Annotated in this window: 23 protein-coding genes and 1 tRNA gene; 16 read left to right on the forward strand and 8 right to left on the reverse strand. The window is 64.2% G+C overall.

All coding sequences use genetic code 11. The annotated features are described in order from the left end of the window. Positions 1-28: 28 nt before the first annotated feature. Positions 29-1,171: a flavin-containing monooxygenase gene (locus tag LB577_RS00275; protein ID WP_224685080.1), complete on the reverse strand. Its 1,143-nt coding sequence runs from the start codon at positions 1,169-1,171 to the stop codon at positions 29-31. Between the two features lie 81 nt (positions 1,172-1,252). Next, a complete protein-coding gene (locus LB577_RS00280) occupies positions 1,253-1,726 on the reverse strand; it encodes an Lrp/AsnC family transcriptional regulator (RefSeq protein ID WP_224685081.1) in 474 nt (157 codons plus the stop codon). A 103-nt stretch (positions 1,727-1,829) separates the two neighbouring features. On the opposite strand from LB577_RS00280, the gene LB577_RS00285 reads away from it, so the two are divergent. From LB577_RS00285 to LB577_RS00330, 10 genes are all read left to right on the forward strand, one after another. Beyond that, positions 1,830-3,056 carry a diaminopropionate ammonia-lyase gene (locus tag LB577_RS00285; RefSeq protein WP_224685082.1) on the forward strand — a complete coding sequence of 409 codons (1,227 nt, stop codon included), beginning with the start codon at positions 1,830-1,832 and terminating at the stop codon, positions 3,054-3,056. Then, positions 3,053-4,297 carry a Zn-dependent hydrolase gene (locus tag LB577_RS00290; protein WP_224685083.1) on the forward strand — a complete coding sequence of 415 codons (1,245 nt, stop codon included), beginning with the start codon at positions 3,053-3,055 and terminating at the stop codon, positions 4,295-4,297. The genes LB577_RS00285 and LB577_RS00290 overlap by 4 nt, the downstream gene beginning before the upstream one ends. After that, positions 4,290-5,450 carry a M20 aminoacylase family protein gene (locus LB577_RS00295; RefSeq protein WP_224685084.1) on the forward strand — a complete coding sequence of 387 codons (1,161 nt, stop codon included), beginning with the start codon at positions 4,290-4,292 and terminating at the stop codon, positions 5,448-5,450. Before LB577_RS00290 ends, LB577_RS00295 begins: the two co-directional genes overlap by 8 nt. A 286-nt stretch (positions 5,451-5,736) precedes the next feature. Next, the gene (locus LB577_RS00300; protein WP_224685085.1) at positions 5,737-5,937 is read left to right on the forward strand and encodes a hypothetical protein; all 201 of its coding nucleotides are present in this window, start codon (positions 5,737-5,739) and stop codon (positions 5,935-5,937) included. Positions 5,938-6,247: 310 nt separating this feature from the next. After that, complete coding sequence (locus tag LB577_RS00305) at positions 6,248-6,421, forward strand: hypothetical protein (protein ID WP_013896242.1); 174 nt, start codon at positions 6,248-6,250, stop codon at positions 6,419-6,421. 101 nt (positions 6,422-6,522) lie between these two features. Then, the gene (locus LB577_RS00310) at positions 6,523-8,616 is read left to right on the forward strand and encodes an ATP-dependent helicase (RefSeq protein WP_224685086.1); all 2,094 of its coding nucleotides are present in this window, start codon (positions 6,523-6,525) and stop codon (positions 8,614-8,616) included. 8 nt (positions 8,617-8,624) lie between these two features. Beyond that, positions 8,625-9,401 (forward strand): 4-hydroxy-tetrahydrodipicolinate reductase, encoded by a 777-nt coding sequence (gene dapB / locus LB577_RS00315; RefSeq protein WP_224685087.1) that lies wholly within the window; start codon positions 8,625-8,627, stop codon positions 9,399-9,401. 245 nt (positions 9,402-9,646) lie between these two features. Then, positions 9,647-10,603, forward strand: coding sequence for an ABC transporter substrate-binding protein (locus LB577_RS00320; RefSeq protein WP_411969176.1), 957 nt, complete (start codon positions 9,647-9,649; stop codon positions 10,601-10,603). 106 nt (positions 10,604-10,709) lie between these two features. Then, positions 10,710-11,519, forward strand: a complete 810-nt coding sequence (locus LB577_RS00325) for an ABC transporter ATP-binding protein (protein ID WP_224685089.1) — start codon at positions 10,710-10,712, stop codon at positions 11,517-11,519. An 11-nt stretch (positions 11,520-11,530) separates the two neighbouring features. Beyond that, positions 11,531-12,409 carry an ABC transporter permease gene (locus LB577_RS00330; RefSeq protein WP_224685090.1) on the forward strand — a complete coding sequence of 293 codons (879 nt, stop codon included), beginning with the start codon at positions 11,531-11,533 and terminating at the stop codon, positions 12,407-12,409. A gap of 16 nt (positions 12,410-12,425) precedes the next feature. On the opposite strand, the gene LB577_RS00335 is transcribed toward LB577_RS00330, so the two are convergent. Next, a complete protein-coding gene (locus LB577_RS00335; protein WP_224685091.1) occupies positions 12,426-13,784 on the reverse strand; it encodes a sensor histidine kinase in 1,359 nt (452 codons plus the stop codon). Next, positions 13,781-14,458: a response regulator gene (locus LB577_RS00340; RefSeq protein ID WP_031258531.1), complete on the reverse strand. Its 678-nt coding sequence runs from the start codon at positions 14,456-14,458 to the stop codon at positions 13,781-13,783. The genes LB577_RS00335 and LB577_RS00340 overlap by 4 nt, the downstream gene beginning before the upstream one ends. A gap of 499 nt (positions 14,459-14,957) precedes the next feature. Here LB577_RS00340 and LB577_RS00345 point away from each other — a divergent pair, with 499 nt between their 5' ends. Together LB577_RS00345 and LB577_RS00350 are read left to right on the forward strand one after the other, a co-directional pair. Beyond that, positions 14,958-15,185, forward strand: coding sequence for a DUF680 domain-containing protein (locus LB577_RS00345; protein WP_023779706.1), 228 nt, complete (start codon positions 14,958-14,960; stop codon positions 15,183-15,185). Between the two features lie 340 nt (positions 15,186-15,525). Beyond that, positions 15,526-15,765, forward strand: a complete 240-nt coding sequence (locus tag LB577_RS00350) for a DUF680 domain-containing protein (protein ID WP_023768497.1) — start codon at positions 15,526-15,528, stop codon at positions 15,763-15,765. Positions 15,766-15,819: 54 nt separating this feature from the next. Here LB577_RS00350 and LB577_RS00355 read toward each other — a convergent pair whose 3' ends face one another. From LB577_RS00355 to purM, 3 genes are read right to left on the reverse strand one after another with little or no spacing between them, the layout of a single operon-like run. After that, positions 15,820-16,332 carry a SixA phosphatase family protein gene (locus LB577_RS00355; protein WP_224685092.1) on the reverse strand — a complete coding sequence of 171 codons (513 nt, stop codon included), beginning with the start codon at positions 16,330-16,332 and terminating at the stop codon, positions 15,820-15,822. Positions 16,333-16,347: 15 nt separating this feature from the next. Further along, the gene (gene purN, locus LB577_RS00360) at positions 16,348-17,061 is read right to left on the reverse strand and encodes a phosphoribosylglycinamide formyltransferase (RefSeq protein WP_023779709.1); all 714 of its coding nucleotides are present in this window, start codon (positions 17,059-17,061) and stop codon (positions 16,348-16,350) included. After that, positions 17,058-18,152, reverse strand: coding sequence for a phosphoribosylformylglycinamidine cyclo-ligase (gene purM / locus LB577_RS00365; protein ID WP_224685093.1), 1,095 nt, complete (start codon positions 18,150-18,152; stop codon positions 17,058-17,060). The genes purN and purM overlap by 4 nt, the downstream gene beginning before the upstream one ends. 203 nt (positions 18,153-18,355) lie before the next feature. On the opposite strand from purM, the gene LB577_RS00370 reads away from it, so the two are divergent. From LB577_RS00370 to hdaA, 3 genes are read left to right on the forward strand one after another with little or no spacing between them, the layout of a single operon-like run. After that, on the forward strand, positions 18,356-18,913 hold the full coding sequence (locus LB577_RS00370; RefSeq protein ID WP_224685094.1) for a CDP-alcohol phosphatidyltransferase family protein: 558 nt from the start codon (positions 18,356-18,358) through the stop codon (positions 18,911-18,913). Continuing rightward, positions 18,885-20,093, forward strand: a complete 1,209-nt coding sequence (locus LB577_RS00375) for an AI-2E family transporter (RefSeq protein WP_224685095.1) — start codon at positions 18,885-18,887, stop codon at positions 20,091-20,093. The genes LB577_RS00370 and LB577_RS00375 overlap by 29 nt, the downstream gene beginning before the upstream one ends. Position 20,094: 1 nt before the next feature. Further along, the gene (gene hdaA / locus LB577_RS00380) at positions 20,095-20,799 is read left to right on the forward strand and encodes a DnaA regulatory inactivator HdaA (protein ID WP_224685096.1); all 705 of its coding nucleotides are present in this window, start codon (positions 20,095-20,097) and stop codon (positions 20,797-20,799) included. A gap of 327 nt (positions 20,800-21,126) precedes the next feature. Here the strand turns inward: hdaA and LB577_RS00385 are convergent. Next, positions 21,127-21,203 (reverse strand) — tRNA-Pro (locus LB577_RS00385). A gap of 157 nt (positions 21,204-21,360) precedes the next feature. Between LB577_RS00385 and LB577_RS00390 the strand changes: the two genes are divergently transcribed. Continuing rightward, the gene (locus LB577_RS00390; protein WP_013896224.1) at positions 21,361-21,666 is read left to right on the forward strand and encodes an ETC complex I subunit; all 306 of its coding nucleotides are present in this window, start codon (positions 21,361-21,363) and stop codon (positions 21,664-21,666) included. Positions 21,667-21,686 lie beyond the last annotated feature (20 nt).

The raw sequence follows: 21,686 nt of genomic DNA on the forward strand, positions 1-21,686 counted from the left end.
AACGGAGCTTCGCTCCACTCGCGCCCAATCACACCGGCAGGATTTCGGCCGCCTTCTTCCTGTTCAGCCGGTGCCGGATGTCGTCGGCGATCGCCTGGGCTTCGATCCCGATTTCGCGCAGCAAGCCGGTCACGGCGTTGTGGAAACCAACAAGGTAGAGGCCGAGATCCGAAGCTTGCGCGGTAACGCCGCTGCGGTCCGGCTGGATGCCGGGCTCCAGGAATTTGGCATAGCCCGGCCGGTAACCTGTCGCGAAGATGATCGCGTCGAATTCGCTGTGTTTGCCATCGGCAAAACGGGCGCCGCGTTCCGAGATCTCGGCGATATCGGGCGCAACCTTGATCGCGCCTTCGCGGATCTTGCCGATGGTGCCGACGTCGATCACCGGAATGCGCGATGCAATCGCGATCTGTTCCAGCAGTCCCTGTCCCGGCCGTTTGAGCCCGTATTTTTCTAGCCTGCCCAGCACCAGGTCGAGGATGATGGGGAAGAGAACATCGTTGAAGCGTTGCGGCCCCAGCCGCGCCGCCATGCCGACAATCTGGATCGGCACGCCGAACAGTTCGCGCGGCACGATATGAACACCGCCGCGCACGGAAATCGTCGGTTTTGCGCTGTTTTCGGCCAGATCGAGCGCGATCTCGGCGCCGGTGTTGCCCATGCCGACGACCAGCACCGACTGGCCGGCAAAAGGCGTGGCATTGCGATAGTCGGCGCTGTGCAGCGTCTTGCCCATGAAGGTGTCGATGCCCGCAAATCCGGGCCGCAAGGGCTCGGCATTGTAGCCTGACGCGATCACCACATGCTTGGCGTGCAACGGGCTGGATGTCGCGTCGACACGCCAGCCGCGACCGTCCCGAGTGACCGCTTTCACCGTTTCTCCGAACCGAGGCCGCAGGTCGAAGCGTTGCGCATAGGCATCGAGATAGTCGACGAAGAGAGCGCGCGGCACGTAGCGTGGATAGTGCTTCGGAAACGGCAGGAAGGGCAGGGACGAATAGCGCTTGGTGGTGTGCAGGTGGACCCGTTCGTAATGGCGCCGCCAGGCGGGTGCGGCCTGCTGCTCTTTTTCGATGATGGTGAAGTCGACGCCGGCCTGCCTCAGACAAGCGGCAACAGCCAGGCCCGCAGGCCCGGCGCCGATGATCGTAACTGGGGTGGTATCGTCCAAGCGTGCCTCCATCACTCAATTCGGGCCCGGGAGAATGTCAAAAGCATGGCGCGGCCCGACCGAACCTGCCTGTCGGCAAGTTCAATCCGGCAGCAGCACCGTCAGCCCGACCTTGACGCGGTCCATGGCGACGAAGGTGCGGAATTTTCTGACATTGTTGCTGCCGAAAAACAGTTTTCGCGTCAGCGCCTCATAGGCGCCCATGTCGGCCACGGTGATGACGAGAATGAAGTCGGCCTCGCCGGTGACATAGTAGCATTGTTGCACTTCGGGCGCCGCCGAGAATTGCCGCTTGGCCGCGTCGATCAGTTCCGTGCGCTCGCTCTCCAGCTCCACCTCGACGAAGATGGTGATGGGCTGGCCGACGGCCGCGGGTTCGACCACGGCGACATTGCCCGCGATGACGCCGGCCTGCTCCATGCGCTTGATGCGCCGCTGCACCGCCGGCGCCGACAGGTTCACCGCTTCGCCGATCAGCCGCTGCGGCGTGGTGTTGTCCCGCTGCAGGATGGCAAGGATGGCGAGATCGAAACTGTCGAGCGGCGACTGAGGCAATGGCGATGTCCAGCGAAACAAACTTGCATTTCAAGGGCCCAAATACAGCGCTTTTTGCGCCAATGTTGCAATATATTCTCGCCGATCGCCAAGGAGGCCGCCAGTGTTCCTGCCCAACCGCAATGACCTGCATCGCCAGCCGCTTGATGCGGCCGATGCCGAGACCCTCGGGATTGCCGGGGCGGACACGGTCGAGCGCTTTCTTGCCCATCGCGACAATCACAGGATGACGCCGCTGCACGCGCTGCCGGCGCTGGCGGGCGAACTCGGCCTCGCTGCGCTTCATGTCAAGGACGAGGGCTTTCGTCTCGGCCTCGGCAGCTTCAAGGCGCTGGGCGGCGCCTATGCGGTCTTCCGCCTTGTGCTGGAGGAGGCAGGAAAGCGGCTTGGCCGCCCTGTCGATGTCTGTGATCTCGACCGGCCCGATGTCCGCTCGGTTGCCGCGACGATGACGGTCGCTTGCGCCACCGACGGCAATCACGGCCGCTCCGTTGCGCAAGGTGCCGAGCTTGCCGGGGCCAAGGCCGTGATCTTTGTCCATGCCGGCGTCAGCGATGAGCGGATCGCCGCAATAGCCCGCTATGGTGCCCGGATGGTTCGTGTCGAGGGCAATTATGACGATTCGGTCAGGCAAGCCGCAGAGGTCGCCGCCGGGAAGGGCTGGACCGTGGTGTCGGATACGTCGTGGCCGGGCTATGAGCGTATTCCCGGCCTGGTGATGCAAGGCTATACCGCGATCGTGCGCGAGGCGTTGCGCCAGCTCCGCGAACCGCCGACCCACGTCTTCGTCCAGGCAGGCGTCGGCGGCGTTGCCGCCGCGGTGGCCGGCCATCTGGCTATTGTGCTCGGCGATGCCAGGCCAACCTTCATTGTCGTCGAGCCGGCCCGTGCCGCCTGCGTTGTCGCAGCTGCCCGGGCAGGGCGCGTGGTCAAGGTGCCGCATGACGAGCCGACGGTGATGGCCATGCTTGAATGCTACGAGGCCTCGTCAGTCGCCTGGCGCGTGCTGGCGCGCGTTGCCGACGCCTTCATGACCGTGGACGAGGATGACGCCGTCGCGGTGATGCGGCGGCTGGCGCGACCAGCCGGCGGCGACCCTGTGATCGTGGCCGGTGAAAGCGGCGGCGTCGGCCTTGCCGGGCTGATCCGGGCAGTCGCCGAAACAAAGGCCGAACTCGGGCTTGACGGCAAATCCCGCGTGCTGGTGATCAACACCGAAGGCGCCACCGATCCAAGCCGTTATGCCGCGCTCGTCGGCATGAGCCCCGCCGAGGTGCTGGCCGGCAAGCTTGCTGTCGAGGCCAAGCTTGCTGTCGAGGCAATGCCATGATCGCGATCGACGCACAGCGCCTGCTGGGCCGCATCCGTGAACTCGGCGCTGTTGGCCGCGACGCCGAGGGCAGGCTGACCCGGCTGGCCGCTTCCGACACCGACAAGCTCGGCCGCGACCTCTTCGTCGGCTGGCTGCGGCAAGCCGGGCTCGATGTCGCCGTCGACCGCATCGGCAACATCTTCGGCATCTGGCAAGGCGCGGACAATAACGGGCAGGCGCCTGTGCTCATCGGCTCGCATATTGATACGGTCATCGACGCCGGCATTTATGACGGCTGCTACGGCGTGCTTGCCGGGCTGGAGGTGATCGAGACGTTGAAAACGTCGGGCCTTTCGCCATCGCGCCCGCTCGCCGTCGCTGCCTTCACCAACGAGGAAGGTGTGCGCTTCTCTCCCGACATGATGGGATCGCTGGTCTATGCCGGCGGCGTCGATGTCGAGGCGGCGCTCGCCGCTGTCGGGACCGATGGCGGCACGCTCGGCCAGGAACTCGCCCGCATCGGTTATGCTGGTGACCGTGAATCCGGCTTTCTCAAGCCGCACATCTATGTCGAGCTGCATATCGAACAAGGGCCGGTCCTGGAGCGCGAGGGCATTCCGATCGGTGCGGTGGAGAGCCTGCAAGGCATCTCCTGGCAGCGCATCACCATCGACGGCGTCGCCAACCACGCCGGCACCACGCCGATGTCGATGCGCAGCGACGCCGGATATGCGGCGGCGCGCGTGGTCACCTTCCTGCATGACCGGGCAGCGGCTTCCAATTCGCCAACCGTTGCCACTGTCGGCACGATGCGCTTCGAGCCGAACGCCATCAATGTCATTCCATCGCGCGCCGTTTTCACAGTAGACCTGCGCGATCCCGACGAACAGCATTTGCAGGCGGAGGAGGCGGCGCTGGCCGCCTTTCTGGAACGGCTCGCCAACGAGGGCATCACCGTGACGGTCGAGAGGCTGGCGCGCTTCGAGCCCGTCATTTTCGACGGCCGGGTCGTCGAACTGATCGAGGCCGCCGCCAGCAAGCGCGAGCTCGTCTCGAGGCGCATGACCTCGGGCGCCGGCCATGACGCGCAGATGATCGCGCGCATCGCGCCGGCGGCGATGATTTTCGTGCCGAGCGCCGGAGGCATCAGCCACAGTCCCCGCGAGCACACCGAAGATGCCGAGCTTGTCGCCGGCGCCAACATCCTGCTTGATGTGGTCGCCGACCTTGCGGGGATGGGGGAGCGCGGGAATGGCTGAACTCGATTCCGAAACGCTGCAGCTGGAAATGACCGGGTGGCGGCGTGACCTGCACGCGCATCCCGAATTCGGCTTTGAGGAGAAGCGCACCGCGGCCTTCGTCGCCGCCAAGCTGCGCGAATTCGGCTTGGACGATGTCACCGAGGGCGTCGGCGGGACTGGTGTCGTCGGCACGCTGAAGCGCGGCAGCGGCAACCGTGCCATTGCGCTAAGGGCCGACATGGACGCGCTGCGCATCGCCGAGCAGTCGACCGCCTCGTACCGGTCCGGCAATCCCGGACTCATGCATGCCTGCGGCCATGATGGCCACACGGCAATGCTGCTCGGCGCGGCAAAGCGGCTGGCTGCGGAGGGCGGTTTCGACGGCACCGTGCGCTTCATCTTCCAGCCGGCGGAGGAATGGGGCAGGGGCGCGCTGGCCATGCTCGACGATGGCCTGATGCGGCGTTTCCCCTTCGACGAGATATTTGGGCTGCACAACATGCCCGGCCTGCCCATCGGGCATTTCGAGACCCGCGCCGGCCCGATCATGTCGGCCGAAGACATCTTCGAGATCGTGCTCAAGGGGCTCGGCGGCCACGCGGCGCGGCCGCATTCGGGCAACGAAACGCTGGTCGCCGCCTGCGCGCTGGTCACCAATCTGCAGACCATCGTCTCGCGCAGGCTGAGCCCGGCCGACATATCGGTGGTTTCGGTGACCGAACTGATCACCGACGGCACCCGCAATGCGCTGCCCGGCCTGGCCCGCATCCTTGGCGACGCACGCAGCTTCCGCCCCGAGGTCAGCGCCGGGATCGAACGCCAGATGCGTATAATCGCCGAAGGCACCGCCGCCGCTTACAACGTCACCGCCGAAGTGAACTACAGCCGCGAATTCGTGCCGCTGTGCAACGATGCCGAACTGGTCGACGCGGCTTTCGCCGCCGCCAGGGACGTCTTCGAACCCGGCAACATCGCGGTGGCGGGTGAGCCGATGACAGCCTCGGAGGATTTTGCCCGCTTCCTCGACCACGTGCCGGGCTGTTTCGTCTTCCTCGGCAATGGCGAGGCCTCGGCGCCACTTCATAATTCCAGCTATGACTTCAATGATGAGGGGTTGCTATTCGGTGCCAACTTCCATGTCGCCATCGCCAGGCGACGGCTTGGGGTTTGAAAGAAGGCGCCTCGGCGCGCTTTGTCGGGGAAAACCCCCAGAAAAGGCCAAAATCCTCGATCCTGCATGACGAAGCGGCAAGACTCAGCTAGCCTTCCCTTCGCGGCGGACCTGATATCCGCCTGGCCGGCGCTATCAGACTACCTCCCAAGCGGCGCCGGCCTTCTTCTTCGTGGCGCCGCCTTGCTAAATTAGCACTCATTAAATTTGGAATATTCGTACTTCCAGGAAGTTAGGGTCTTGCTGGCATAAGGCGGCGGGTCTTTGGGGACTTGCGGGAAGACAGATGCGCGGGCGGAACTGGATAAAGGCGTTGCGTCAGGACGAAGCGCGGCAGGTGCGTGCGCGTATCGCCGAGCTCGAACGGAACCTGACGGCGGCGTCAGCGTCCCCAAGCCGTCAGCAACGGCACGAAGCCGGGCACGAACTGCGCAATGCCAAGTTCCGCCTCGATCGGCTCGAGGAATGCATCTCGGCGATGCCTTGAACATCCGACCTATTGCAAGGAGCCCAGAACCTGTTGCACGGCCCAGGAGCATTGGATCACTTGCCGACAGTGCCCGTGTTTACGACGGGTTGCTGGCGAGGCTTTGTTCAGCGCCGGGAGCCGTCGTTGGCGGCAATTTGTTGTCGCAGGCCGAAACAGCCAATGCCACCAGGACGAGGCCCAATCTTAGCTTTTTCATCGCTATCGCCTCCTGTCTCAAAACGAGGTGATGTCGGTTTGGTTGCGAATTTCGCGTGAGGGAACAAAACGCCGTTCCTTTGGTTGATCCCGATCACGGGAGAACCGATCCATGGTCCGTTTGCTTCTGGCAGCCACCCTTGCCCTTCTCGCATACCGGCTCGCTCGCAAGATGATCGATGAGGTGCCCGACAATTTCGACCCGCTGTTGCTGCCGGCGCCAAGAAGCGACCGCGAGGCTCTGCGCCGTCAATCGGCGGCGATGGGTGTCGATCCCAAACGGTAGTCCCCAAGCGATAGTCCCCCAAGCGATAGTCTCCAAAGTGGTCGTCCCCTATCGCGCCGCTTCTGTGTTGCGAACAAAGCGGAAACGATGCTTGATGGGCGATGAACCTCGCCGCCCATGATTCGACCTTTGTGGAATCGACCGTCCCGCCCGCCTACCTTGCGCGGCTGAACGACGCCCAGCGCCAGGCCGTCGAGCATGGCGACGGCAAGATCGCGGGGCCTTTGCTGGTCATTGCCGGCGCCGGCTCGGGCAAGACCAACACGTTGGCGCATCGCGTCGCGCACCTGATCGTCAAGGGCGCCGACCCGCGCCGCATCCTGCTGATGACCTTTTCGCGGCGCGCCGCGTCCGAGATGGCGAGACGCGTCGAGCGCATCGCCGGCGAGGTGCTCGGCCGCGACGCGGCGGTGATCACGGATGCGTTGACTTGGGCCGGCACCTTTCATGGCATCGGCGCCCGGCTGCTGCGCGACTATGCGTTGGAGATCGGCCTCGATCCGGCCTTCACCATCCATGATCGCGAGGATTCCGCCGACCTGATGAATCTGGTTCGGCATGAACTCGGCCTCTCGAAGACGGAGGCGCGCTTTCCGACCAAGGGCACCTGCCTCGCCATCTATTCGCGCGCCGTCAACGCGCAGGCGCCGCTGGGCGAAATATTGGGTTCGGCCTTTCCGTGGTGCGCCGGCTGGGCCGAGCAGTTGAAGCAGCTGTTCGCCGGTTACGTCGAGACCAAGCAAGCGCAGAACGTGCTCGATTACGACGATCTGCTGCTCTATTGGGCGCAGATGGCGGCCGAGCCTGAAATCGCGGCCCATCTGGGCGGGCGTTTCGACCATGTGCTCGTCGATGAATACCAGGACACAAACCGGCTGCAGGCTTCGATCCTGATGGCGCTGAAGCCCGACGGTGCCGGGCTGACGGTGGTCGGCGACGATGCGCAGTCGATCTATTCGTTCCGCGCCGCCGAGGTGCGCAACATTCTCGATTTCCCCAAGCAGTTCGCGCAAGCCGCCGATGTGGTGATGCTGGAGCGCAACTACCGCTCGACCGAGACCATCCTCGCCGCCGCCAACGCGGTGATCGGCGAGGCCTCGGAACGCTTCACCAAGAACCTGTGGTCGGAGCGCAAATCCACGGGCAAGCCGAGACTGGTGAGCGTCCGCGACGAGGTCGAGCAGGCGAACTTCGTCTGCGACACCATCCTGGCCGAGCGCGAGGCCGGCACCGCGCTGAAATCCCAGGCGGTGCTGTTTCGTGCCTCGCACCACAGCGGGCCGCTCGAGATCGAGCTGACGCGGCGCAACATTCCCTTCGTAAAGTTCGGCGGTTTGAAGTTCCTCGATGCCGCCCACGTCAAGGATGTGCTGGCGGTGCTGCGCTTCGCCGAAAACCCGCGCGACCGCGTTGCCGGCTTTCGGGTGCTGCAGCTTTTGCCGGGAATTGGCCCTTCGGCCGCCGCGCAGGTCGTCGAGACGATGACATCGGCGCTGGACGAGGCGATGGGCCTGGCCGGATGGCGCCCGCCGCAGCGCGCGGCGGACGACTGGCCAAGCTTCGTCGCGCTCTATTCGGGCCTGCGGGCCGGCGCCAAATGGCCCGCCGATCTCGAACAGGTCAGGCTGTGGTACGAGCCGCATCTGGAGCGCATCCATGAGGACGCGATCACGCGCCGCGCCGACCTTTTGCAACTTGAGCAGATCGGATCGGGTTATGCCTCGCGCGAACGCTTCCTGACCGAGCTGACGCTCGACCCGCCGGACGCGACCAGTGACCAGGCGGGGCCGCCGCATCGGGACGAGGACTATCTGATCCTGTCGACCATCCACTCGGCCAAGGGCCAGGAGTGGAAAAATGTCTTTGTGCTCAACACCGTCGATGGCTGCATCCCGGCCGATCTCGGCGTCGGCACCAAGGAGGACATCGAGGAGGAGCGCCGGCTGCTCTACGTCGCGATGACACGGGCCAAGGACAACCTCAACCTGGTGATGCCGCAGCGCTTCTTCCCCCACGGCCAGGCGGCGCGCGGCGACCGCCATCTCTATGCCTCGCGCACCCGCTTCATCCCGGCCTCGATCCTCGCCGCGTTCGAGCAGGTGTCGTGGCCAAGCGCGCAGGCCACGCAGGGCAGGGCGCCCCGGCCGGACGTGCGCGTCGACATCGGCGCGCGCATGCGTGGCATGTGGAAATAGCCGAGGCCATGCCGCAGCCGCCGATCAGGATCGCCATCGCCGGCGCGCTCGGCCGCATGGGCCGCCAGATGGCTGACGCCGTGCGGGCCGATCCACGGCTGGCGCTCGCCGCTCGCTTTCATCGGCCGGGCATTGTCGGTGATGGGCTGGTTAGCCGCGAGGAGGCGCTTGCCGCGGCCGATTTGGTCATCGACTTCACCACGCCGGCGGCCTCCGCTGACCTGGCAAGGTTTTGCGCTGCTCGCGGCGGGCCAGCCCTTGTTATCGGCTCGACTGGTTTCGATGCGACTGAACTCGCCGACATCGCCGAGGCCGCAAAGACCATCGCCATCGTGCGCTCCGGCAGCTTTTCGCTGGGGCTGAACATGCTGGTCGGATTGGTCGAACGGGCGGCGACAGCGCTCGATCCCGAAGACTGGGACGCCGAGGTCTTCGAGGCGCATCACCGACACAAGATCGACGCGCCGTCGGGCACCGCCTTGATGCTTGGCCAAGCCGTGGCCGGCGGACGCAAGGTCGAACTCGACGCGGTGGCGCGGCGTGTTCGCGATGGCGTCACCGGCGCGCGGCCCGCAGGCGAGATCGGCTTCGCGGTGGTGCGTGGCGGCAGCACCGTCGGCGAGCACAGCGTCAGCTTCGGCACCGAGGGCGAAACGGTTACCCTGTCGCATGCGGCCGGCGACCGCATCATGTTCGCCCGCGGCGCCATCGCTGCCGCGCTCTGGGTGGCGGGGCGCCACCCCGGCGAATACGACATGCGCGACGTGCTGGGTCTGAACGGCTGAACACGCGGCGTGCAGCGTCGCGGCGGCCCGTCGGCCGCTACCGATCCGTAGGTTGCCCTGATTTTCGGCTTTGCCCTGAAAGCTGGATGAAAGGTTGGTGTCATAATTGTTGACAGGCGCCCCCATATTGTCGCGCAAAAAGCGATGGGAGAGAGAGGGGTGCGGGAAACGAACAAAGGGAAGAGGCCATGTCGCTCGCGCGAATTCTGCTTGATTCAGCCGCCACAACCGCACTTGTCGCCACCATGGCCTTGTCCGCGCCGTCCGCACGCGCCGACGAGAAGGTCTCCATCATGGTCGGCGGCTACGAGAAACAGATCTATCTGCCTGCCAAGCTGACCGAAGCGCTCGGCTACTTCAAGGACGAGGGCCTCGACGTCGAGTTGCTGAACGAACCGGCCGGCGTCGATGCCGAGAACGAGATGCTTGCCGGGGCCGTGCAGGGAGTCGTCGGCTTCTACGACCATTGCATCGACCTGCAAGCGAAGGGCAAGTTCGTTGAATCGATTGTCCAGTTCAGCCAAGCGCCGGGCGAAGTCGAGCTTGTTTCGACGAAACATCCGGAGATCAAATCGCCCGCCGACTTCAGGGGAAAGAGCCTGGGCGTGACCGGTCTGGGCTCATCGACGAATTTTCTTACGGAATATCTCGCCGTCAAGAACGGCTTGAAGCTCGGCGAATTTACCTCGGTTCCGGTTGGCGCCGGCACGACCTTCATTGCCGCCATGCAGCAGGACAAGATCCAGGCAGGCATGACGACCGAGCCGACGATCACCCGGCTGCTGAAGACCGGCGAAGCGACCGTTCTTATCGATATGCGCACAATGGAGGGCACCAAGGCTGCGCTCGGTGGCACTTACCCGGCTGCATCCCTCTATATGCAGACCGACTGGGTCGAAGCGCATAAGGACATCGTGCAGAAGCTGGCCAATGCCTTCGTCAAGACGCAGAAGTTCATCAACACGCATAGCGGCGCCGAGATCGCCGACAAGATGCCGAAGGACTATTACGTCGGCGACAAGGAAGGCTACGTGAAGGCCCTCGATGCCGGCAAGGCAATGTTCACCCCCGACGGGATAATGCCCGAAGGAGGCCCGGAGACGGTGCTGACGGTTCTTTCAGCCTTCAAGAAGGAACTGCAGGGCAAGCAGATCGACCTCTCTAAGACCTACACCTCGGAATTCGTCAAGAACGCCAAGTAGCAGGCCGCGCCGGCGCGATACGCGACATCGCGCCGGCAGCCGCCGGTTTCCCACGTCCGGTGGTTCAGCCCGACGGCGGGCGTCCGCTCGAACCCGGAGTTTCACCATGACCCAAGACAAGACCACACCAGCGATTGAACTGATCAACGTCAGTCGGCGGTTCCTTTCACCCACCGGAAAATCGCTCACGGCGCTGCGCGATTTCACCATGACCGTCGAGCGTGGCGAATTCGTCGCCGTTGTCGGTCCGACCGGTTGCGGAAAGTCCACCACCCTTAATCTTGTTACCGGGCTGGCAAGCCCGAGTGCCGGCGAGGTCCGTGTCATGGGAGCCCCCGTCAAGGGAATAGATCCGCGCATCGGTTTTGTTTTCCAAAGCGATGCCTTGTTTCCCTGGCGGACTGTGATCGAGAACGTGATGGCCGGCCCGCTTTTTCGCGGGCGAGCCAAGGCGGATGCCACGGCCGCGGCACGCGACTGGTTGGCACGCGTCGGCTTGTCGCGTTTCGAGCAGCATTATCCGCACCAGCTTTCCGGCGGCATGCGCAAGCGCGTGGCGCTTGCCCAGACCTTCATAAACGGCCCGGAAATCCTTCTGATGGACGAGCCGTTTTCGGCGCTCGACGTGCAGACGCGCGTGTTGATGCACGAGGAGCTGCTCCGCCTGTGGTCGCAGGCAAAGGCTTCCGTGGTCTTCGTCACGCATGATCTTGAGGAGGCGATCGCCCTGGCCGACAAGGTCTATGTCCTGACCGCCGGGCCGGCGACCGTGAAGTCGGTCTACACGATCGACCTGCCGCGCCCGCGCGTAGTCGCTGATATCCGCTACGAGCAGAGCTTCATCAATTACTCGCGCACCATCTGGGCCGATCTCAAGGAAGAGGTCGAGACCAGCTATGCGCGCGCGGCAGCCTGAGGAGGAACGCCATGACAGATGCCGCCATCGACATCAGAGCAGGGGCTTTCAAGCCTGGTACATCGGACGCGGAAATCGAAGCGGCCGCGGCAAAGGCGTCGCAGCACCGCCGCCGTGCGGTGATGTTCTGGCGGGTCGCCATCCTCGTTGCCTTTCTCGGGCTTTGGGAAATCGCCGCGCGCCAGGCCTGGATCGATCCGTTCTTCTACGCAATGCCGAGCGCGATCGCGCAGCGGCTCTACGAATGGACCACCGAAGGGACGTCCGAGGGGCCGCTCTGGTACCATCTCTATGTTACCATGGAGGAGTCCGTGATCGGCTTCGTGACCGGCTCGGTCGCAGGTATCATCATCGGCGTCGCGCTCGGCCGCAACCGCATGGCCGCCGATATTTTCTCCATCTACATCAAGGTGATCAATTCCATCCCGCGCGTGGTTCTGGCGCCGATCTTCATCATGATCCTCGGCCTTGGCCTGGCTTCGAAAGTGGCGCTCGCCTTCGTAATGGTTTTCTTCGTTGTCTTCCACAATGCCTTTCAGGGCGTGCGGGAAGCCGACAGGGCGATGATCGCCAATGCCCGCATCCTGGGCGCGTCCAACTGGCAGTTGACCCGCTCGGTGATTGTGCCTTCGGCAATGAGCTGGATCTTCGCCAGCCTGCATGTCAGCTTCGGCTTTGCCATCATCGGCGCGATCGTTGGCGAGTTCGTCGGCGCGCGCTTCGGCATCGGCCTGCTGATCAACATCGCCAAGGGATCCTTCGATGCCGCCGGCATGTACGCGGCGATCGTCATCGTCATGGTGGTGGCGCTGGGCGCCGAGTATCTGATGACAATGGTCGAGGATCGCCTGGCGAAATGGCGTCCGCAGCCGCTGCACGAGACGCAGTGAAGAACGGCGACGTATGCTAGCTGCCCGCCAGCGGCAGCCGCACCTCAACCCTCAGGCCGCCAGCCGCGCCATCCCCCAGGGTGACGCGGCCGCCGGCGTTTTCGACGACCTCGCGCACGATGGCGAGCCCGAGCCCGCTGCCCTGCTCGCTTGAACCGGCGACGCGATAGAAGCGTTCGAACACATGCTCGCGTTCGTCCGCCGGGATGCCGGGTCCGTTGTCGGCGACGGCCAGCACGGCCTCGCCATCGATGGCCGCCAGGCTGACCGTGACACGACCCCCGACCGGAGAGTAGCGCAGCGCGTTGTCGACGAGGTTGACGATCATCTCGCGCAGCATGGTGCCGTCGCCGATGACCGGCACGGGACCGGCCTCATCGAGGCCGAGGTCGATGTTGCGGGCGATCGCCGCCGGGGCTTGCATTTCCAGCACGTGGCGGGCGGCTTCGGTCAGGTCGATGCGGTCGGCGCGCGGCCGCCGGCTGCCTGGCTCGGCGCGTGACAGGGTCAAGAGCTGTTCGGCCAATCGCGCCAGTTTGCCGGAGCTCGCCTGCAGCGCCACCAGCGCTTCCTGGCGCGCGCCGGGGGCAGTTTCGCGAAGCGCATAGCTCGCCTGCGTCGACAGCAGCGCCAGAGGCGTGCGCAATTGGTGCGCCGCATTGGCGATGAAGCGGCGCTGCGCCGCCATCTGCGCCCGCACGCGTTCCATATAGGCGTTGAGCGCGTCGATCAGCGGGCGGATCTCGCTTTGCGCACCGGGCACTTCGACCGGATCGAGGTCGCTGCGGTTTGGCGAGCGTACCGCATCGCGCAGCCGGATCAACGGCGCCAGGCCGCGACGCAAGCCGAGCAGCACGAACACGCCGGCAATCGCCACCAGCGCCAGTTGCTGGGCAAAGGCGCCAAACCAAAGACGCCGCACCATGGCGTCGTGTCCGCCAAGCGAGACGCCGACGGTAACGGTGATCGGCGAATCGTTGCCTGCGCCGACCACCGTGTGGCTGAAGGTAAGCAGCCTCAGCCGATGGTCGCGATAGCTCGCCTCTGTGCTGGAAGACTTCGGTGCCTCCGGCAGGTTAGGGTAGCCAGTCAGCAGCCGCCCTCCAGCCGTCTTGACATGGTAGTAGACGCTGTCTTGATCGCCGGTATCGAACATTTCGATCGCCGCCGGCGGTATCGTGGCGTCGAGCACGCCGTCGGCCACGGCTACACGTTCGGCGATAGCCCGCGCCGAGCCCATCAGCATGCGGTCGGTGACAAGATCCGCGGTCGCCAGCGCGTTGCGGTGGCTGGTCCATAGATTGATGGTCGCGAGCCCGACGAGCGGCAACACCACCCAAGCCAGAAGCTGCAAGCGGAGACTGTTGATCCTCATGGCGCCAAATCGTCTTGGCGCAAGAGATAGCCGAGGCCACGCAAGGTGGCGATCTGGACCCGCGACCCTTCGAGCTTCTTGCGCACGCGGTGGACGTAGATCTCGATGGCGCTGGGATCGGCGTCGGTCTCGAAATCGTAGATCGCGGCCGACAATGCCGCCTTGCTCACGGTGCGCCCGGCCTTGACCATCAATTGTTCCAGCACTGCGTGTTCGCGCGGTGTCAGCGCCAACGTTTCGCCCGCGAGCGAAAACAGCCTTGTGTTGGTGTCGAAGACGAGGTCGCCGCAGGTGATCATCGGCGCGGTGCGGTCATTGGCGCGGCGCAACTGCACGCGGATACGCGCCTCGAGTTCCTCGATCTGGAAAGGCTTGGCCAGGTAGTCGTCCGCGCCTTCGTTGAGGCCTTTGACGCGGCCGTCGAGGCTGGCATTTGCGGTGAGCACGATCACCGGCACCCGGTTGCCGCGCGCCCGCAGCATGCGCAGCACCTCCATTCCGCCCATGCGCGGCAGCGCGAGGTCGAGGATGATGAGCGCGTGTTCGCCGGCCGCCAGCGCATGCTCGACATCCTCGCCGTCATGTACGATGTCGACGACGTAATGCGCCTGGCGCAGGGTCTTGCCAAGCCAGTCCGCCAGTTCGTGGTTGTCCTCGACAAGCAGCAATCGCATGTCTGTTGCTGTTCCTGCGTCCGTCTTTTCTCGGTCTCGGCGGCTGCCCCGGGCTCGAACGGCCGCCGCATCCGACAATCAGACCTGAAATGAGCGATAGTGTCGATCTCGACGCAAGGCAAATGCGGGCAGGTGGCCGGCGGCGAAAGGTTTTACGCACGCTCGATCCATCCATTTCCGCATCCATTTTCCCATTAGATCGAACCGAACGGTTCGGTTCTGATTAACGGATTGTATCGCAAACGGTGAACAATAGCTCGCGAACTGGTGTCGCTTTCGTCGAAGGCGAAAACTTAAGCTGCTGAAAACATTGAAGAAATAATGTCGCATTTGCTGCGGTGCAATATGCATTGTTCATAATATAATGGAAGACTGTAAAACCGACCCGACTGGCAATCCAAAAAGGCACTCCCTACTTCGGGGTGGTCCGAGCGACGCGAAATTCCTCCCAAGGGCACGCCACTAGACCGGACAGGACTAGCAAACTGGAGTAACCAAAATGACCAAGATCGCTCTTACCGCCGCCGCCATCCTCGTTGCCACGGGCACCGCTTTCGCCGGCAGCGACAATTATGGCTCAAACAATGCCAACCAGCCGGTCGCCACCCAGTCGACTTCCAACGTCGACACGCTCCGCACCGGTTCGATCCTGAAGATCGACAAGACGCAGGCCGACGCCAATGCGAAGGTTCCTGCCCAGTCGGGCCAGGGCATCTGGGGCCGCTAACAGCTTCAAACCCTTGCATGACGACAAAGAGCGGTGGGCTTGGCCCGCCGCTCTTGTTTTTGTGCCCATGGCGCAGGCACTGACGAGCACCGTCTTGGGCCGTCGGTCTTCGCACTCGCCAGAAAAAAGCTTCCACCTCCAGGAATAAAACCCGTTGGCCCTAGGTCTTGTCCATAGAGCCGGATGATTTCAGGTCGAATGATTTGAAATCTGAATTCGGCTCTAAATCAAAGAGATAGAGCATGATCGCGTCCGAAAACCGCTTCACATTTTTCGGCATCATGCACTAGCGGAACCGTCCTCCCAAGACGCCGCCCAACGGATGAAACAGGAGATTGAAATGAACAGGATCGCTCTCGCTACCGCCGCCATTCTCGTTATGGTCGGCGCTGCCTTTGCCGGCAGCGAGCACTATGGCTCCGATGGTGCCAACCAGCCGGTCGCCTCGGTTGCCGGCGTCGATCACGCCGTTACCGGCGCGGTCAAAAACACGGACATGGCCGGGCACAAGGCAGCCGACATCAACGTGAAACCCACCAAGGAATGGCCCGAACCCGGCCAGGGCATCTGGGGGAACTGATGTCCGTGGGCAGATATGCGGAGGGTTCGCCCCGCCGTTCCTGCCAACATCAGCTTACTGGCTCAGATCCCTCGGCCGCAGGAAATACGTCAGCCGCGCGGACGTCAGGCCGAACCAGTCGCCGTCGAAGACAAAGCGTGCAAGGGCTGCCGTTGGGAACTTTTCCTCGAGCCGCTTGCGCGCTTTCGCTTCCGATCCTGAACCGGCAAGCTGTTTCGCCAGATCCTCCAGGCCCGGATTGTGGCCGGCCACCAGCAGGCAACCGTTCGACGGGTCGGCCAGGCGAATCTGGCTCATAATATCCGCCGCCGAAGCGTCATAGAGCGCCTCGGCAAACACGGATCGAGGATGCATGGGCAACTCCGCCGCCACCAGCCGCCAGGTGTCGCGTGTGCGCAGCGCCGGCGACACCAGCGCCAGATCCGGCAGCCATTCGCGCGCCGCAAGCTCGCGCCCGATCAGCGGCGCAGTCTTCAGCCCGCGCTCGGCGAGCGGCCGGTCGAAATCGTCGAGACCAGGGTCGTCTCGGCTCGATTTTGCGTGACGAAGGAGAAGCAGCTGTCTCATCGCCACGTCCTCAACTCAAGGCGTAATGCGCGCCAGGTGCTCCAGATCGGCTTCTTCGCGCAGCGGGTCGGGCGCCATCACCACCGACGTGCCGTTGTCGGCATCGTCGGCAAAATGGGCAAGCACGGTGCGGCCGGCCTCCATGCGCGCCTTGCCTTCGGCGACCAGCCCCAGCGCCAGCGCATAGAGCCGGTGCTCGGCCTTCAGCACCCGGGCGGCCAGCGTGTCGGCATTGTCGCCGACCATCACCGGCACGGCCGCCTGCGCGATGATCGGGCCGTCATCCATTTCGGTCGTGACGAAATGCACCGTGCAGCCGTGGATGCGTATGCCGGCGGCAAGTGCGCGCGCATGCGTATCAAGCCCCTTGAAGGCGGGCAGCAGGGCAGGGTGGATGTTGATCATGCGGCCCTGCCATTTCTGCACGAAGCCGGGGGTGAGGATGCGCATATAGCCGGCCAGCGCCACGATATCGGCGTTGAAGGCCGTGAGTGCGGCGTCGATCGCGGCGTCATGCGCCTGCTTGCTGCCATGGTCGGCACGGGAAATGACCCGGGTGGCGATACCGCGTGCTTTGGCGATGCCAAGGCCGGCGGCATCCGCCTTGTCGGAGATGACGCCGACGATCTCCGCCGGGAAGGCCGGGTCGCTGGCAGCAGCGATCAGCGCGGTCATGTTCGATCCACGTCCCGAGATCAGGACGACGGTGCGTTTCTTCTGCATATTCATAGGCCGATCGAGCCCCGATAGATGACGCCGGCGTCGCGGCGCGGCACGATGCGGCCGATCGGCGTCACCGTCTCGCCGGCTTCCTGCAGCACGGCGGCGACCTGCGCCGCCTGGCCGGAGGCGACCGCCAGGATCATGCCGATGCCGCAATTGAAGGTGCGCATCATCTCTTCCGGCGCAACGCCGCCGACTTTGGCCAGCCAGGAGAATACCGCGGGCACGTCGATCGCCTCGAGGTCGAGTTCCGCCGAAAAGTCCTTGGGCAGCACGCGCGGAATGTTTTCCGGGAAGCCGCCGCCGGTGATGTGGGCCAGCGCCTTGATGCCATGCGTGTTGCGGATCGCCTTGAGGATTGACTTGACGTAGATGCGGGTCGGTTCGAGCAGCGCCTCGGCCAGCGTCACCTCGTCGTTGAATGGCGCCGGATCGCTCCAGGCGAGGCCGCTGACACCGACGATGCGGCGCACCAGCGAAAACCCGTTCGAATGCAGGCCCGAGGAGGCCAGACCCAACAGCACGTCACCTTCGACGATATCATCGGTCGGCAGCAACTGGCCGCGTTCGGCCGCGCCCACCGCAAAGCCGGCAAGGTCGTAGTCGTTGCCGTGGTACATGCCGGGCATTTCTGCCGTCTCGCCGCCGATCAGCGCGCAGCCGGCCTGGCGGCAGCCCAGGGCGATGCCGCCGACGATCGCCGCACCCTGGTCGGGGTCGAGCTTGCCGGTGGCGAAATAGTCGAGGAAGAACAGCGGCTCGGCACCTTGCACGACGATGTCGTTGACGCACATGGCGACGAGGTCGATGCCGATCGTGTCGTGCTTGCCGGCTTCGATGGCGATCTTGAGCTTGGTTCCAACGCCGTCATTGGCCGCGACCAGCACCGGATCGGTGAAGCCCGCCGCCTTGAGGTCGAACAGGCCGCCGAACCCGCCGATCTCGCCATCGGCGCCCGGCCGGCGCGTCGCGCGCACCAGCGGCTTGATCTTCTCGACCATCAGATTGCCGGCATCGATATCGACACCGGCTTCGGCATAAGTGAGCCCGTTCCTGCGCTTGCCCGTTTTGTCCTGGCCCGTTTCGCGCTTGCTCATCGCAATTTCCCTGTTTGCGGGCTCTTCGCATGAATGGTTTCGGGGGGCAAGGATAACGGCGGCGGAGGGGCGGTTCAAAGTGACAAAATCGTGGACAGCGGACCCCAGCCGGCCAGTCCGCGCGGCAAAGGGGATTGGCGGCTTCCCTTGCACCCGGCTTACGTCTCCATCATCTATCAGCAAGCAAACTGGCAGGCACGCATTTGACGATCCCCAACCTGATCACCATCCTGCGGCTTCTCCTGGTGCCCGCCGTGGTGCTGGCGATGCTGCAGGAGCGCTGGGACTGGGCCTTCGTCGGTTTCGTCGTCGCCGGCGTCTCCGACGGTGTCGATGGCTTCATCGCCCGCCGTTTCAACCAGTGGTCCGGGCTCGGCGCCTATCTCGATCCGATTGCCGACAAGCTGCTTTTGGTTTCGGTGTTCATCGTCATGGGCTTCATCGGACAGTTGCCGCTGTGGCTGGTCGTCACCATGGTGGCGCGCGACGCGCTGATCGTTTGCGCGGTTCTGTTGTCTTCCATCATGGCCCAACCGGTCGAGATGAAGCCGCTGTTCGTCTCGAAGGCCAACACCGCCATCCAGATCGTCCTGGCGGCGGTCGTGCTGGGCGAGCTGGCTCTTGCCGTGCGACTCGACCCTTTGCGGCCGGCCCTCATATTGCTGTCCGGGGTCTTGACCGTGGCTTCGGCCGCGGCCTATCTCGTGGCTTGGCTGAGGCATATGAGCGGCTATGGCGAAAGCTCCAAACCGGACACCTGACCAAGGATCCATCGAAGCGGCCGCTGAGGCTGCGGCGGCAGGCGAAACTGCGTCTCTGGCGTTCCGCCGGCAGATATTCTTCTGGCTGGCCGGATTGGCGGTGCTTGCGCTGTTCCTCTATATCTTCAGCGACATACTGCTGCCCTTCGTCGCCGGCATGGTGCTTGCCTATTTTCTCGATCCGGTCGCCGACCGGCTGCAGCGGCTCGGCCTGTCGCGCTTCATGGCGACGGTGGTCATCCTCATCACCTTCCTGATCGTGCTGGTGCTGGCATTCGTCATTCTGATACCGGTGCTGGCGACGCAGATGGCCGACTTCGCCGGCAAACTGCCGGAGTACCTGACCCGGCTGCAGAGCCTGATCACGTCGTTCGACCCGAAATGGCTGGAAGAGAAATTCGGCGTCAACGCCAATGGCTTGCGCGACGGGCTGAATTCGCTGCTGACTTCCGGCTTTGGCCTGATCACCACCGTGTTCACCTCGCTGTGGACTTCCGGCATGGCGCTGGTCTCGGTGGTCAGCCTGTTCGTGGTGACGCCGGTGGTTGCCTTCTACATGCTGCTCGACTGGGACCGCATGGTCGCGGTCATCGACAGCTGGGTGCCGCGCGACAACGTCGCCACGGTGCGCGCCATCGCGCGCGACATCAACACCGCCACCGCCGGCTTCGTGCGTGGCCAGGGCACGCTCTGCCTGGTGCTTGGCGCTATGTACGCCACCGGCCTGACGCTGACCGGCTTGAATTTCGCCATCCTCATCGGCCTCTTCGCCGGGCTGATCTCCTTCATTCCCTATGTCGGTTCACTGACCGGCCTGGTGCTGGCCGTCGGCGTTGCCTTCGTCCAGTTCTGGCCGGACTGGACCATGATCGTCGCCGTCGCCGTGGTGTTCTTCATCGGCCAGTTCATCGAAGGCAACATCCTGCAGCCCCGGCTGGTCGGCAAAAGCGTCGGCCTGCATCCGGTATGGCTGATGTTCGCGCTGTTTGCCTTCGGCGCGCTGTTCGGTTTCGTGGGCCTTCTGATCGCCGTGCCGGCTTCGGCGGCCGTCGCCGTGCTGGTGCGCTTTGCCATTGCCCGTTATCTCGAATCGCCGCTCTACAAGGGCCATGCGAAAGAGCCCGTGCCGCCGCTGCCCGCCGATCGTGGCGGCGGCCGCCGCACGCAGCCGCGTCGCTGACGTGACTGCCCAGCGCACCGATCCGCCGCGCCAGCTGCCGCTCGATCTCGGCCACGGCACCGGCTATTCGCGCGACGAACTCGTCGTCTCCGGCACCAACAGCCAGGCGGCGGCGCTGGTCGACCGCTGGCCCGACTGGCCCTCGCCGGTGGTGGTGCTGGCGGGTCCCGCCGGATCCGGCAAGACGCATCTCGCCGCCATCTGGCGCGCGCATGCCAATGCGGTGGCCGTCGACGCGGCGCGCATCGGCGACAGCATCGCCAATCTTGGCGCCCGCCCGGCGCTGATCGACGATGTCGACGCCGGAGCAGTCGACGAACAAGGCCTGTTCCACCTGATCAATGCCGTGCGTGGCGCCGGCTCGACGCTGTTGTTGACGGCGCGGCGCTTTCCGGCCGCCTGGGGTGTGTCATTGCCCGATCTTGCCTCGCGGCTGAAGGCGGCGGCGACAGTCGAGATCCACGAGCCCGACGACCTTCTGCTGGCGGGTGTCATCACCAAATTGTTCGCCGACCGCCAGGTCGAGGTCGAGCCGCATGTCGTGCAGTATCTGGTGCGGCGCATCGAACGCTCGCTGGCGACGGCGATGCGTGTGGTGGAGCGGCTGGATCGCATCGCGCTCGAGCGCAAGATGCCGATCACCAGGGCGCTCGCCGCCGAAACCGTCAGCGTGATGGACGAAGGACAGGGCGAGTTCGAGATCTGACGGCCTCGATGTTTTGATAGAGCCTGCTGGGATGGCGGCTCTCCGTGTTACCTGCCGGTGTTCCATTTTGGGAAGACAGAGCTGGCATCAGTCTTGCTCCGAGAGTTGCCGGCTGACCCCGGTCCTGATTGCGTTCCAAATCAGGTTGTAGGCTCGCCGGGGGATGGCGCGGGGGTTCTCGCCCGGCGAGCTTGCCTTTCGAAAGGCCCAGGATCGACAGACCTAAAGGATCGACAGGCTCAAAGATCGACAGGCCCATAGTCAGCGAGCCACAAGGTGGCCATGCGCTCATGCCAATGGCTCTCGATATCGCGTTTTTGAGAAGGATGGTCGGAGTGGAGAGATTCGAACTCCCGACCCTCTGGTCCCAAACCAGATGCGCTACCAGCCTGCGCTACACTCCGAACGGTCTGTTGCCTATTCATTTCGGCGTTGGATGGCAAGTGCAAAAACCTGCAAGTGCAAAAACCTGCAAGTGCAAAAACCTTGCCGCCGTGCGCATTGCGCAGTAATGACGGGCCACGGGCGGGCGATACCGCCTTGCACAACAATGAGGTGGCCATGTCCGCGCGCATTTTCAGCCCAGCCAAAACCGCGATGCAGTCCGGCAAGGCCAAGACCGGCTATTGGGTGCTGGAATTCGACCCCGAGATGCGCAAGAAGATCGACCCGCTGATGGGCTATACCACGTCCGGAGACATGAGAAGCCAGATCAGGCTTACCTTCGACACGCGGGAAGAAGCAGTGGCCTATGCCGAAAAGGAAGGCCTTGCCTTCCGCGTCGAGGAGCCGAAAGAGGCCAAGCGCCGCCAGATTTCCTATGCGGAGAATTTCCGCTATGACCGCAGGACGCCCTGGACGCATTGAACGCGTGCCCAAACGGGCGC

The sequence above is a fragment of the Mesorhizobium sp. B283B1A genome (assembly GCF_020165735.1).
Taxonomy (GTDB): domain Bacteria; phylum Pseudomonadota; class Alphaproteobacteria; order Rhizobiales; family Rhizobiaceae; genus Mesorhizobium; species Mesorhizobium opportunistum.

Bases quoted from the DNA above. Each gene is read 5' to 3' on its own strand.
- LB577_RS00330 (WP_224685090.1), top strand. From the start codon at position 11,531: ATGACAGATGCCGCCATCGACATCAGAGCAGGGGCTTTCAAGCCTGGT.
- LB577_RS00350 (WP_023768497.1), top strand. From the start codon at position 15,526: ATGAACAGGATCGCTCTCGCTACCGCCGCCATTCTCGTTATGGTCGGC.
- LB577_RS00290 (WP_224685083.1), top strand. From the start codon at position 3,053: ATGATCGCGATCGACGCACAGCGCCTGCTGGGCCGCATCCGTGAACTC.
- LB577_RS00310 (WP_224685086.1), top strand. From the start codon at position 6,523: ATGAACCTCGCCGCCCATGATTCGACCTTTGTGGAATCGACCGTCCCG.
- LB577_RS00375 (WP_224685095.1), top strand. From the start codon at position 18,885: ATGGCGAAAGCTCCAAACCGGACACCTGACCAAGGATCCATCGAAGCG.
- LB577_RS00340 (WP_031258531.1), bottom strand. From the start codon at position 14,458: ATGCGATTGCTGCTTGTCGAGGACAACCACGAACTGGCGGACTGGCTT.
- LB577_RS00305 (WP_013896242.1), top strand. From the start codon at position 6,248: ATGGTCCGTTTGCTTCTGGCAGCCACCCTTGCCCTTCTCGCATACCGG.
- LB577_RS00335 (WP_224685091.1), bottom strand. From the start codon at position 13,784: ATGAGGATCAACAGTCTCCGCTTGCAGCTTCTGGCTTGGGTGGTGTTG.
- purM (WP_224685093.1), bottom strand. From the start codon at position 18,152: ATGAGCAAGCGCGAAACGGGCCAGGACAAAACGGGCAAGCGCAGGAAC.
- LB577_RS00355 (WP_224685092.1), bottom strand. From the start codon at position 16,332: ATGAGACAGCTGCTTCTCCTTCGTCACGCAAAATCGAGCCGAGACGAC.
- LB577_RS00300 (WP_224685085.1), top strand. From the start codon at position 5,737: ATGCGCGGGCGGAACTGGATAAAGGCGTTGCGTCAGGACGAAGCGCGG.
- LB577_RS00320 (WP_411969176.1), top strand. From the start codon at position 9,647: ATGGCCTTGTCCGCGCCGTCCGCACGCGCCGACGAGAAGGTCTCCATC.
- LB577_RS00390 (WP_013896224.1), top strand. From the start codon at position 21,361: ATGTCCGCGCGCATTTTCAGCCCAGCCAAAACCGCGATGCAGTCCGGC.
- LB577_RS00345 (WP_023779706.1), top strand. From the start codon at position 14,958: ATGACCAAGATCGCTCTTACCGCCGCCGCCATCCTCGTTGCCACGGGC.
- dapB (WP_224685087.1), top strand. From the start codon at position 8,625: ATGCCGCAGCCGCCGATCAGGATCGCCATCGCCGGCGCGCTCGGCCGC.
- purN (WP_023779709.1), bottom strand. From the start codon at position 17,061: ATGAATATGCAGAAGAAACGCACCGTCGTCCTGATCTCGGGACGTGGA.
- LB577_RS00325 (WP_224685089.1), top strand. From the start codon at position 10,710: ATGACCCAAGACAAGACCACACCAGCGATTGAACTGATCAACGTCAGT.
- LB577_RS00295 (WP_224685084.1), top strand. From the start codon at position 4,290: ATGGCTGAACTCGATTCCGAAACGCTGCAGCTGGAAATGACCGGGTGG.